The 12,041-nt window shown below is 62.9% G+C and carries 8 protein-coding genes; 6 read left to right on the forward strand and 2 right to left on the reverse strand.

Annotated features, from left to right (window positions below; genetic code table 11):
* The first annotated feature begins 143 nt into the window (after window positions 1-143).
* The 4 genes from OK411_RS04915 to OK411_RS27110 all read left to right on the forward strand — a co-directional run bounded on the left by OK411_RS04915 (window position 144) and on the right by OK411_RS27110 (window position 6,023).
* Complete coding sequence (locus OK411_RS04915) at window positions 144-2,321, forward strand: DUF1631 domain-containing protein (RefSeq protein WP_136491930.1); 2,178 nt, start codon at window positions 144-146, stop codon at window positions 2,319-2,321.
* A gap of 64 nt (window positions 2,322-2,385) precedes the next feature.
* Entirely contained in the window at window positions 2,386-2,946 is a 561-nt protein-coding gene (ampD, locus tag OK411_RS04920) for a 1,6-anhydro-N-acetylmuramyl-L-alanine amidase AmpD (protein WP_136491931.1), read from the forward strand.
* Window positions 2,943-3,782: a regulatory signaling modulator protein AmpE gene (gene ampE / locus OK411_RS04925; protein WP_016771744.1), complete on the forward strand. Its 840-nt coding sequence runs from the start codon at window positions 2,943-2,945 to the stop codon at window positions 3,780-3,782. Before ampD ends, ampE begins: the two co-directional genes overlap by 4 nt.
* Before the next feature lie 1,551 nt (window positions 3,783-5,333).
* On the forward strand, window positions 5,334-6,023 hold the full coding sequence (locus tag OK411_RS27110) for a methyl-accepting chemotaxis protein (protein ID WP_370695133.1): 690 nt from the start codon (window positions 5,334-5,336) through the stop codon (window positions 6,021-6,023).
* A gap of 124 nt (window positions 6,024-6,147) precedes the next feature.
* On the opposite strand, the gene OK411_RS04935 is transcribed toward OK411_RS27110, so the two are convergent.
* Both OK411_RS04935 and cra read right to left on the reverse strand, forming a co-directional pair.
* Window positions 6,148-6,924 (reverse strand): TatD family hydrolase, encoded by a 777-nt coding sequence (locus OK411_RS04935; RefSeq protein WP_264364519.1) that lies wholly within the window; start codon window positions 6,922-6,924, stop codon window positions 6,148-6,150.
* Window positions 6,925-6,927: 3 nt separating this feature from the next.
* The gene (cra, locus tag OK411_RS04940) at window positions 6,928-7,923 is read right to left on the reverse strand and encodes a catabolite repressor/activator (RefSeq protein WP_122699955.1); all 996 of its coding nucleotides are present in this window, start codon (window positions 7,921-7,923) and stop codon (window positions 6,928-6,930) included.
* Window positions 7,924-8,228: 305 nt separating this feature from the next.
* Between cra and ptsP the strand changes: the two genes are divergently transcribed.
* Window positions 8,229-11,090 (forward strand): phosphoenolpyruvate--protein phosphotransferase, encoded by a 2,862-nt coding sequence (gene ptsP / locus OK411_RS04945; protein WP_217879327.1) that lies wholly within the window; start codon window positions 8,229-8,231, stop codon window positions 11,088-11,090.
* Window positions 11,091-12,032: a 1-phosphofructokinase gene (gene pfkB, locus OK411_RS04950; RefSeq protein WP_217879328.1), complete on the forward strand. Its 942-nt coding sequence runs from the start codon at window positions 11,091-11,093 to the stop codon at window positions 12,030-12,032.
* Window positions 12,033-12,041: the final 9 nt, after the last annotated feature.

Below are 12,041 nucleotides of genomic sequence, written 5' to 3' on the forward strand. Positions count from 1 at the left end.
TAGGGGAAACCCTGAGGCCTATAGCATCGCCGGCCTCTTTTGCCAGATAATCCGCCTTGTATTTGACGTCATGGCTTTGACGAACGACTCCGCTGGGGCAGTGTCGAAAGCGACGAACCGAATCACCGTTCCAGGAGGCTTGGATGCGCAACGACGGGAAAGTGGTGCCTTTGCACCGGGCGACTGCCGATCTGGCGGACCACTCGCCGCTTGCCCGCTTGCCGGTGATTCTGCTGCAGGTTCGCGACAAGGCTGCGCAGCAGCTGCGCCACGATTTGCAGGAGCTGTTCGATAACGCTGACGACACGCTGTTCGAAATGGCCGACCGGGCGCGCAACGACGTCGATCAGAACATCTTTTTCGAAGCGATGCGCGACCTGCGCCTTAAGCGCAAGAACATTGAGCGCGGTTTTCTTGAACTGTTCTTTGAGGCTTTCGCCGGCCTTACCCAATACGATCCCGCCGCCAACACCCTGCCACGCACGCCAGTGGTCGAAGAATCGGCGCCGCGCAACGATGCCGTGGAGCGTACCGTCGCCGTGCAGACCATGGTCAGTCGCGTGCTCAAGCGCGACGGCTTCGCTCTCGATCAACTGACCGCACGCTTCAGCTCGATGCTCGGCAAGCGTCTGGACGATCAGCACAACCCGCTGAGTCCGGCGATGCTCTGCGAATATTTCCTGCAGGCCGGGCGTAACCTCGGCGTCGAGATCAAGGTCAAGCTGATCCTGCTCAAACTGTTCGAACGCTATGTGCTGGCTGACACCGAGCAGCTGTATGGCGAGGCCAATCAGCTGTTGCTCGCGACCGGCGTGTTGCCACATCTGAAGCCCGCCGTGGCTCGTCGCATGGTCGAGCCTGCGGACAGCGACACATTGATTGAAGATCTCGACGAGCCGCCAGCGGACGAAGGCATCGAGGAAGTGTTCGCCGCGATGCAGCAATTGCTCGCCCAGGTGCGCGGCCGCGTCACACCGACCCTGGAGCCCGGCGCCCCGGCGCATCCGATCAACACCCGCGACCTGCTGCGGTTGTTGTCGCACTTGCAGCAATACGTACCGGCGCTTGAGGCCCAGGAAGATTTCGATCTGCGCCATCAGCTCGAACAATTGCTGACCCGGGTCAGCGTCAGGAGCGGCCGCTCCCGCGTCGTCGCGACTGCCGACGAGGATGTGATCAACCTGATCGCCATGGTCTTCGACTGCATCCTCGACGATCGCAATGTGCCTGACGCGCTCAAGGCGCTGATCGGCCGACTGCAGATTCCGATGCTCAAGGTCGCCGTGCTGGACAAGAGTTTCTTCAGCCGCAGCACTCACCCGGCGCGGCGCCTGCTCAACGAAATCGCTGAGGCCGCGATGGGCTGGGGTGATTTTGACGGCGCTGAGCGCGACAGTCTCTACGTGCGCATCGAGCAAGTGGTGCAGCGCTTGCTGAGCGAATTTGTCGACGACCCGGCGATCTTCTCCGAACTGCTCGCCGACTTCCTCGCCTTCACTCAGGAAGAACGTCGTCGCACTGAACTGCTGGAACAACGCTTGCGGGACGCCGAGGAAGGCCGGGCGAAGGCCGAGCTGGCTCAGCATCGCGTTGCGCAGGCGTTGCAACAGGCGCTACTGGGCAAAGTGCTGCCGGCGACGGTGGTGAGTTTCGTCCAGCAGGCCTGGAGCAAAGTGCTGTTGCTGACCTGCCTTAAGCACGGTGATCAGTCCGCCGAATGGCACGCCGACGTGCAGACCATGGAACAGTTGGTCTGGAGCGTGCAGCGCCATGACGACGGCGAATCCAGCCTGCGCCTGCTGGCACTGGTCCCGGGTTTGCTCAAGTCACTGCGCGATGGCCTGAGCAGCACCGCGTTCGACCCGTTTGCCACCAGCGAATTTTTCAGTGAGCTGGAGGCTCTGCACGTACGCGTGCTGGAGCGTTCCGACGATGCCGAGCACAGCGCCATGCCGCTGGTCGAAGTCACGCCCGAGGTCTTGCAGCACAGTGCCGACCAGGCAGCAGCCACCCCGGCGCCGCGCCTGGCGCAAGACGCTGCCGGTCTGTCTCAGGTCGAGCAGTTGCGTGTGGGCCACTGGGTGGTGTTCGACGCAGACGACGAACAGACCTTGCGTTGCAAACTCGCCGCGATCATCGAAGAGACCGGCAAATATGTCTTCGTCGACCGCACCGGGACGAAGGTGCTGGAGCACAGCCGCACCGACCTCGCCTTGGCTTTCAGCCGTGGCGCCGCGCGTGCGCTGGATGACACCTTGCTATTCGACCGCGCACTGGAATCGGTGCTGGGCGACCTGCGGCGACTCAATCGCGGCAAGTGATCGCGCGCCGGGGGCGGATCGCGGCATACTGGGCGCCCACATGGTCGGCGTTGAAGGAATCGGTATGCAGTTGGATCCCGCGAGCGGGTGGTGTCATGGCGTGCAGATCTGCCCGTCGCCCAACTTCAATGAGCGCCCGACGGGCGAAGTGTCCCTGTTGGTCATCCACAACATCAGCCTGCCGCCGGCGCAATTCGCCACGGGCAAGGTTCAGGAATTTTTCCAGAATCGTCTGGATGTCACCGAACACCCGTACTTTGCAGGCATCGCTGACCTGCGCGTCTCGGCGCATTTTCTGATCGAACGTGACGGCAAGGTCACCCAGTTTGTCTCTTGTCTGGAGCGGGCGTGGCACGCAGGGGTTTCAGTGTTCGAGGGTCGTGAAACCTGTAACGATTTTTCCGTCGGCATCGAGCTGGAAGGCACCGATGATCTGCCGTTTACCGATGAACAGTATCGAGCGTTGACTGCGCTGACCCGGCAGTTGCAGAAGCGCTTTCCGGCGATCACCGATCAGCGTATCTGTGGCCACAGCGATATCGCGCCGGGGCGCAAGACCGATCCGGGACCGGCATTCGACTGGGCACGCTACCGCGCAGCCCTGGCAAAAGAGGAAGGACAATGAGTTTTCTGGTGTTACTGCTGGCGGTGTGGATCGAGAAGTTTTCGGCCCTGCGCCATCGGCTTCAACGCGACGGCGGATGGATCCGCGAACTGCACAAACTCGAAAACAGCAAACGGCTGGCCAGGCAACCGTGGCTGGTGCTGACGATTCTGGTGCTGTGCCCGGTGGCGTTGCTGGCGCTGTTGCTGCTGGTGCTGGAACCGGTGGCGTACGGTTTGCTGGCGCTGCCGGTGCATTTGCTGGTGGTGATTTACAGCCTCGGGCGTGGCGACCTGCTCGGCGGCCTCGGACCGTTCCGCGATGCCTGGCGCCGTGAGGATCTGCAAGCGGCGGCCCACGTGGCCAAGCGCGACCTGGACATCTGCGCCGACAGTGGCGAGCAATTGCTTGAGCAAGTGCAGGGGCATCTGCTGTGGCAGGCGTATCAGAGTTTCTTCGCGGTGATCTTCTGGTACTTCCTCCTCGGGCCGGTGGCGGCATTGGCTTATCGCTTGTTGGCGCTGGCCGAAGAGCACGGCTGCAATCCGGCGCTGGTCGAGCGTGCTGCGCAGTTGCGTCATGCCTTCGATTGGGTGCCGGTGCGCTTGCTGGCGGCGAGTCTGGCATTGGTCGGCAACTTCGTCGCGGTCAGCCGGGTGATGCTGCATGAGCTGCTGAACTGGAACATCAGCGCTGCGCAGTTGATCAACAAGGTCGGCCTGGCAGCCGGGGAAGTTCCACCGCCAGTGGTCGGCCCGGACGGCATCAACACCCTCGATTGCCTGTGGGAATTGCTGCTGCGCGCGGCGGTGCTGTGGTATGCCGGGTTTGCCTTGTGGACAGTTCTGGTTCACTGATAAGCCAGAGTGAAACTCATTGTGGCGAGGGGATTCATCCCCGAGGGGCTGCGCCGCAGCCCTGAAAACCCTGTTCCACCATTCATCAGTAACCATAAGTTACAAAACCTCCCGCCGATTTACGCTATACAGAGATAGCGCCCGATAGTGGCTATCTGCTGTCGTCCCGCGCCTGCCAATAAAAACAAGAAAAACCAAGGGAGACTTCCAGTGAAGAGCTTGCTCTATCCCGCCGTCTCGCTGATGAACCGTCTGAGCTTCGGCATGAAGTTCAGCCTGATCAGCGTGCTGTTCCTGGTGCCGATGCTGGTGACCAATTTCTATCTGGTGCGCGACTCCTATCGCGAATTTCAGGGCACCCGCGTCGAACTGCAAAGCCTCGACCTGCTGGGCAGCAGCCTGAGCCTGCGTCGGGATGTGGAAACCCTGAACAATCTGGTGCAGATCGACGTCACCCTCGGCCAGTCCGGCAAGGCCGGCAATGTCGAAGCGCAGATCCAGACGCTGGAGCAGGCTGTGCTCGCGCGCCTCGAAGGGCTGACGGCGATGACCGAAGATCCCGAGCAGATCAAGCAGTTCGAGGCCAAGCGCGATGAAATGATCGCCGCGCTCAAGGCCCAGCAGGCGGAGACTTCGCTGCAAAGCAAAAGCGCGTTGATCGGCAAGTTGCTGGCCAGTGCGCAGATTTTCAGCCAGATCATCACCAGTCAGGCCGGGTTGAGCCGCGACAACCAGAGCGACATTCGTCAGCTCAGCGAACTGGTGACGCTGATTACCCCCAGCGTGACGCAAACCCTCGGCGAAGGCCGGGCGATGGGCTCGTATTCGTTAGGTCAGGGTTTTCTCAACAGTTCCTCGAGCACGCGTTTTGACGAGCTGCTGGTGCAGATCGAAAAACTCCAGGCCGAGTACGCCCTGAAACTGCAAGACGCCCTCGGTTCCAGCAGCGCTGCACGCGAATCCCTCAGCGCGCAGGCCGACAGCAGCAAGGCTTCGCTCAAACAGGCCAGCGAGCTGTTCGAAGAACAAGTGGTAATGGCCGACACCCTCGATGCGCCGTGGCAGGCATTCTACGATCAGGTCACCGGGCTGATGGAACACACCTACCAGCTCAATCAGGCCACGCTGAAATTCCTCGACAACCAGTTGCAGCAGCGACTGGCGCAGAACCGCACGCACATGATTCTGCAAGCCTCGGCGCTTTCGGTGGTGTTCGTGCTGATTTTCTATCTTTATGGCGGTTTCTACGCCTCGACCCGGACCACCCTGAAAAGCCTGGGCGCGATGATGGACAAGGTCGCGGCCGGTGACATGACCGTCAACTTCAAGGCCAGCAGCCGCGATGAACTGGGCGAGTTGGGCGAGGTGTTCAACGGCACGGTGAAGAAGATTCACGACTTGATCGAACGCGTGGGCCACACCGTTGGCGAAGTCGAGCGACAGGCCGGACAGGTCGAAAGCGTCTCGGCGCAGAGCAATCAGGCCGTGGCCGGGCAGCGCTCGCAGATCGAACAAGTGGCGACGGCGATGAACCAGATGTCGGCGACCTCAATGGAAGTCGCTCGCAGTGCCGCCGCTGCGGTGAGCAGCGCCCACAGCGTCAATGACGAAACCCTCAGCGGGCGCGGCCTGGTGGAATCGCAACAGGGCAGCATTGCCGCACTGGCCAGCGAAATCGACCAGTCGGTGCTGGTGATCAATCAACTGGCCAGCGACAGCCAGTCGATCAGCCGTGTGCTTGAGGTGATCAAGAGCATCGCCGAACAGACCAACCTGCTGGCGCTCAACGCCGCTATCGAAGCCGCGCGGGCCGGCGAGCAGGGGCGCGGTTTTGCCGTGGTCGCAGATGAAGTGCGCACGTTGGCCAAGCGTACCCAGCAATCGACCGAAGAAATCGAGCAGATGATCGCCAAACTGCATGGTGGCGTCGGCGCGGCGGTGAAGGCCATGGGCGTCAGCCATCAGATGGCCAATGGCACGGTGGGCCAGTCGGAAAAAGTCCAGCAGGCGCTGGAGAACATTCTTGGCGCGGTGGGCATGATTGTCGACCAGAACCAGCAAATCGCCGCTGCCGTGGAACAGCAGACCGCCGTGGCCCATGACATCGACCAGAACATCGTCGAGATCAATCGCGCTGGCGAACGCACAGCACAAGGTGCACACCAGACCGAAGATGCCAGCCGTGCGCTGTCGGCGCAGGTGGTTGAGCTCAAACAACTGATCAGTGCGTTTCGCGTCTGAAAGGCTGGAACCGGATCAAAAATGTGGGAGCGAGCCTGCTCGCGAAGGCGGCGGGTCAGGCACTGACGATGTCACTGACAGATTGCTTTCGCGAGCAGGCTCGCTCCCACAAGGGATTGCGGTGTTACCAGCCGAAGACTTCGCAGCAGTTGGCGGTGCTGGCGTTGGCCAGTTGTTCAGGCGTGATATTCATCAGCTCGGCCAGCGCCGCGCAAATCGCCGGCAGATGCGCCGGGCTGTTGCGCTGGCCGGGGAACATGGCGGGGGCCATGTCTGGTGAGTCGGTTTCCAGTACCACCGATTGCAGCGGCAGTTCCGGCAGCACCCGATGCATGCGCAGCGCCTGCGGCCAGGTCGGTGCGCCGCCGAGGCCCAGTTTGAAACCGAGCTTGATGTACTCCCGCGCTTCCTCGCGGCTGCCGGCGAAGGCGTGGATGATGCCGGCGCGTTTGAGCTTGAAGCGCTTGAGCGTGGCGATCACCGCTGCGTGGCTGCGGCGTACGTGGATCAGCGCCGGCAACTCGAAGTCCGCGGCCAGTTGCAGCTGCGCTTCGAACAACGCCTGTTGCCGTTCGCGATCGAGGTTTTCGATGAAATAATCGAGGCCGATTTCGCCCACCGCGCATAACTGCCGATGCCCGCGCAACCGTGTCAGCCAGTCCCCCAGCGCGTGCAAATCCTCGGGGCGATGCTGATCGAGAAACACTGGGTGCAATCCGAACGCCGCGTACAGGTCGGCATCGCTCTGCACCAGATCCCAGACCCGTTGCCAGTTGCGCTGATGCACCCCCAGCACGACGATGCGCCGCACGCCGAGGGCGCGGCTTTCGGCCAGCAGCGCCGCGCGATCGGCATCGAAGTCGGGGAAGTCGAGGTGGGTGTGGCTGTCGATCAGCTCCACGATTCAGTCCCGATGAATACGCTGCTTGAAGGTCCGCGCGATGGCTTGCACGCCCGGTTGGTAGTCGTCCTGCTCGACCGCGGCCAGGGCCAGTTCCAGGGCCTTGTCGGCGATCAACTGGTGTTGCTGGGACATGGCATTGACCGGCAGCGGCAGGAAATCCAGCAACTGCGTGTCGCCGAAGGTGCCGAGGCGCAGCGGCCGCGATTTCAGCGGGAAATCATGCAGGGCATCGAACACGCCTTGCAGCAGCACGTAGGAGGTGGTCACCAGTGCGTCAGGCAAATGCCCCAGACGCTGCAGGAGTTCTTCCATCAATTGCTTGCCGCACTCGCGGCTGAACGACTCGGCGTGCTCGATCAGCACCTCACCTTTGAAGTCTTTGAGCGCTGCGCGGAAACCGGCGGCACGCTCCTGGCTGATGCTCAGCTCCGGGCGTGCGCCGAGCAGCACGATCTGCTTTGGCTGCGGATCGAGCAGGCTCTGGGTCAGATGCAGGCTGGCCTCGCGGTCGTCGCTGATCACCGAGCAGAAATGCTCCGGCTCCATGACCCGGTCGATGGCGATGATCGGCAGACCCTTGGCCTGCAACTGGCGATAGCTGTCATCACCGGCCGGCAGGCAACTGGCGACGATCAGCGCATCGCAGCGACGCGCGCGGAACAGTTGCAGCAACTGGCGCTCGCTGTCCGGCGCATCGTCGGAGCTGGCGATCAGCAATTGATAACCGCGCGCCCGTGCGCCTTGTTCGAGCAACTTGGCGATCCGCGCGTAACTGGGGTTTTCCAGATCCGGCAGGATAAAGCCCAGGGTGCGCGTGTGCCGACTGCGCAGGCCGGCCGCTTGCGGATTGGGCGTAAAGCCATGCAGATCGACCACCGCGCGCACGCGCTCGACGGTCGCGTTGCTGATGCGTTGCTGTTCGGCCTTGCCGTTGATGACGTAGCTGGCGGTGGTGACGGAGACGCCGGCCAACCGCGCGATATCACTGAGTTTCAACCCGGTATTTCCTTGTTTTTTCGAGCATGCCGCGACATTTTCGCCAATCCTACCCGATAAGGGCAGTCGACTTATTGCCTGGGCAGATCCGACCAGTTGGACTTCAAGGATGAGACATTATCGAGTAACGTGCCGATCAATCTAGATTAAACGTTTCAGCAAGCGTATTTTCTACGTTTTAGACGCCTTTGGACGGTCCTGCCGTGAAACCGCCAAAACTGCCGCTGAAAAGCGCGGCAGAGCGCCTAAGCTGTGAACCATTCAAAACAATACCTGGCGTTGAACTGCGCCAAAAAGGAGATCGCATGCTCGAGCTCACTATAGAGCAGATATCCATGGGCCAGTCGGCCGTGGATAAACCCGCTGCCCTGCAATTGCTGGCCAGTCATCTGGTCGCCGACGGTCTGGTTGCCGACGGCTACCTCGCCGGCCTGCAGGCCCGGGAAGCCCAGGGCTCGACCTTTCTCGGTCAAGGCATCGCCATTCCCCACGGCACCCCGGAAACCCGCGATCAGGTATTCGCCACCGGCGTGCGCCTGATGCAGTTTCCCGACGGCGTCGACTGGGGCGATGGCCAGATCGTTTATCTGGCGATCGGCATCGCGGCGAAATCCGACGAACACCTGCGCCTGCTGCAACTGCTGACCCGCGCCCTCGGCGAGACCGATCTGGGCCAGGCCTTGCGTCGCGCCAGCTCCCCCGAAGCGCTGCTTAAACTGTTGCAAGGCGCGCCGCAGGAACTGGCGCTGGATGCGCAGATGATCGGCCTCGGCGTGTCGGCCGACGATTTCGAAGAACTGGTCTGGCGCGGCGCACGTCTGCTGCGTCAGGCCGATTGTGTGAGCAACGGCTTTGCCGGCGTGTTGCAGCAAGTCGAAGCGCTGCCACTGGGCGACGGCCTGTGGTGGTTGCACAGTGAGCAGACCGTGAAGCGTCCGGGGCTGGCGTTCGTCACCCCGGACAAACCGATGCGCTACCTCGGCCAGCCGCTCAGCGGTCTGTTTTGCCTCGCCAGTCTGGGCGAAGCGCATCAGGCGTTGCTCGAGCGTTTGTGCGCGTTGCTGATCGAAGGTCGCGGCCACGAACTCGGCCGCGCCACCAGCAGCCGCAAAGTCCTCGAAGTGCTCGGCGGTGAACTGCCGGCCGACTGGCCGAGTGCACGTATTGCCCTGGCCAATGCCCATGGTTTGCACGCACGACCAGCGAAGATTCTTGCGCAACTGGCGAAGAGTTTTGACGGCGAAATCCGCGTGCGCATCGTCGACAGCCAGGACAGCGCCGTGTCGGTGAAGAGCCTGAGCAAACTGCTCAGTCTCGGTGCCCGCCGCGGTCAGGTGCTGGAGCTGATCGCCGAGCCGAGCATCGCCGCCGATGCCTTGCCGGCCCTGCTCGCGGCGATTGAAGAGGGCCTCGGTGAGGAAGTCGAGCCGCTGCCGGCCGTGAGTCAGCAGCGCGAAGTGATCGCCGACATCGCCGAAGTGCTGATCGCCCCGGCCTCCGGCAGCCTGTTGCAGGCGATTTCTGCCGCACCGGGCATCGCCATCGGCCCGGCGCACATTCAGGTGTTGCAAGCCATCGATTACCCGTTGCGCGGCGAATCTGCCGCGATCGAGCGCGAGCGCCTCAAGCAAGCGCTGAGCGACGTGCGCCGCGACATTCAGGGCTTGATCGAACGCAGCAAGGCCAAGGCCATTCGCGAGATTTTCATCACCCACCAGGAAATGCTCGACGACCCGGATCTGACCGACGAAGTCGACACCCGCCTCAAGCAAGGCGAAAGCGCCGAAGCGGCGTGGATGGCGGTGATCGAAGCCGCCGCCAAACAGCAGGAATCGCTGCAGGACGCGTTGCTCGCCGAGCGCGCCGCCGATCTGCGCGACATCGGTCGACGGGTGCTGGCGCAATTGTGTGGCGTGCAGACCGCGAACGAACCTGAGCAACCATACATTCTGGTGATGGACGAAGTCGGCCCGTCCGATGTCGCGCGCCTGGATCCTGCGCGAGTGGCGGGGATTCTCACCGCGCGCGGCGGCGCTACTGCGCACAGCGCCATCGTCGCCCGCGCGCTCGGTATTCCAGCACTGGTCGGCGCGGGTGCAGCGGTGCTGTTGCTCGAGCCGGGCACGCCGCTGTTGCTCGACGGTCAGCGTGGCCGTCTGCATGTCGACGCCGATGCCGCGACCCTCAAGCGTGCCGCCGAAGAGCGCGACACCCGCGAGCAACGCCTGAAGATCGCCGCCGAACAACGCCATCAACCGGCGCACACCACCGACGGCCACGCCGTCGAAGTGTTCGCCAACATCGGCGAAAGCGCAGGCGTGACCAGCGCGGTGGAGCAGGGCGCCGAAGGCATTGGTCTGCTGCGCACCGAACTGATTTTCATGGCCCACCCACAGGCGCCGGATGAGGCGACCCAGGAAGCCGAATACCGTCGCGTCCTCGATGGACTGGCCGGGCGGCCGCTGGTGGTGCGCACGCTCGACGTCGGCGGCGACAAACCGCTGCCGTATTGGCCGATCGCCAAGGAAGAAAACCCGTTCCTCGGCGTGCGCGGCATTCGCCTGACCCTGCAGCGTCCGCAGATCATGGAAGCGCAACTGCGCGCCTTGCTGCGCTCGGCCGACAACCGCCCGTTGCGAATCATGTTCCCGATGGTCGGCAGCGTAGAAGAGTGGCGCCAGGCCCGCGACATGACCGAACGTCTGCGTCTGGAAATTCCAGTCGCCGACCTGCAACTGGGGATCATGATCGAGGTGCCATCGGCCGCATTGCTCGCGCCGGTACTGGCCAAGGAAGTCGACTTCTTCAGCGTTGGCACCAACGACCTGACCCAGTACACCCTGGCCATCGACCGTGGTCACCCGACCCTGTCTGCTCAAGCGGATGGCTTGCACCCGGCGGTGCTGCAACTGATCGACATCACCGTGCGCGCCGCCCATGCCCATGGCAAATGGGTGGGCGTCTGCGGCGAACTGGCGGCTGATCCGCTGGCGGTGCCGGTGCTGGTCGGCCTCGGTGTCGACGAACTCAGCGTGTCCGGGCGCAGCATTGCCGAAGTCAAGGCGCGCATCCGTGAACTCAGCCTGACCCAGGCGCAAACCCTCGCCCAACAGGCCCTGGCCGTGGGCAGCGCGAATGAAGTACGCGCATTAGTGGAGGCCCTGTAAATGGCCAAGATTCTCACCCTGACTCTCAACCCGGCTCTCGACCTCACCGTCGAGCTGTCACGGCTGGATGCCGGTCAGGTCAATCGCAGCGAGGAGATGCACACCCACGCTGCGGGCAAAGGCGTCAATGTCGCCCAGGTGCTGACGGATCTCGGCCATCAGGTCACCGTCAGCGGCTTTCTCGGCGAAGACAATCAGCAAGCGTTCGAAACCCTGTTCGCCAAGCGCGGTTTCGTCGACGCGTTCATCCGCGTGCCGGGCGAGACGCGCAGCAACATCAAAGTCGCCGAACAGGACGGGCGCATCACCGACATCAACGGGCCTGGCCCGGTGGTTGATGCAACGGCGCAGCAAGCCTTGCTTGATCGCTTGCAGCAGATCGCACCGGGGCACGATGCGGTGGTGGTCGCCGGCAGTCTGCCGCGTGGCGTCACCGCGCAATGGTTGCGCGAGCTGATTGAAAGGTTGAACGCGCTCGGCTTGAAAGTCGCCCTCGATTCCAGCGGCGAAGCCTTGCGCGCTGCGTTGCAGGCCAGCCCCTGGCTGATCAAGCCGAACACCGAAGAACTGGCCCACGCCCTCGGCTGCGAAGTGGTCTCGCCGATCGCCGAAGCACAAGCCGCCGCACGTTTGCATGCGCAAGGCATCGAGCACGTGGTGATCTCCCACGGCGCCGACGGGGTCAACTGGTTCAGTGTCGGCTCGGCCCTGCATGCCTCGCCGCCGAAAGTCAGCGTGGCCAGCACGGTCGGTGCCGGCGATTCATTGCTGGCTGGCATGCTCCACGGTCTGCTCAGTGCTGATACGCCGGAGCAAACCCTGCGCACCGCTACCGCGATCGCGGCGATGGCGGTGACCCAGATCGGTTTTGGCATCAACGACGCAGCGCAACTGGCGCAGCTCGAACAGGGCGTGCGCGTGCGTCCCCTGACAGAACAATAAGAGGGTTTG

It is taken from the genome of Pseudomonas sp. RG1 (genome assembly GCF_025910115.1).
Taxonomy (GTDB): Bacteria; Pseudomonadota; Gammaproteobacteria; order Pseudomonadales; family Pseudomonadaceae; genus Aquipseudomonas; species Aquipseudomonas atacamensis.

What these genes read in the sequence shown, in the direction of transcription:
- OK411_RS04915 (WP_136491930.1), top strand. Translation starts at nt 144, where the DNA reads ATGCGCAACGACGGGAAAGTGGTGCCTTTGCACCGGGCGACTGCCGAT.
- ampD (WP_136491931.1), top strand. Translation starts at nt 2,386, where the DNA reads ATGCAGTTGGATCCCGCGAGCGGGTGGTGTCATGGCGTGCAGATCTGC.
- ampE (WP_016771744.1), top strand. Translation starts at nt 2,943, where the DNA reads ATGAGTTTTCTGGTGTTACTGCTGGCGGTGTGGATCGAGAAGTTTTCG.
- OK411_RS27110 (WP_370695133.1), top strand. Translation starts at nt 5,334, where the DNA reads ATGGAAGTCGCTCGCAGTGCCGCCGCTGCGGTGAGCAGCGCCCACAGC.
- ptsP (WP_217879327.1), top strand. Translation starts at nt 8,229, where the DNA reads ATGCTCGAGCTCACTATAGAGCAGATATCCATGGGCCAGTCGGCCGTG.
- pfkB (WP_217879328.1), top strand. Translation starts at nt 11,091, where the DNA reads ATGGCCAAGATTCTCACCCTGACTCTCAACCCGGCTCTCGACCTCACC.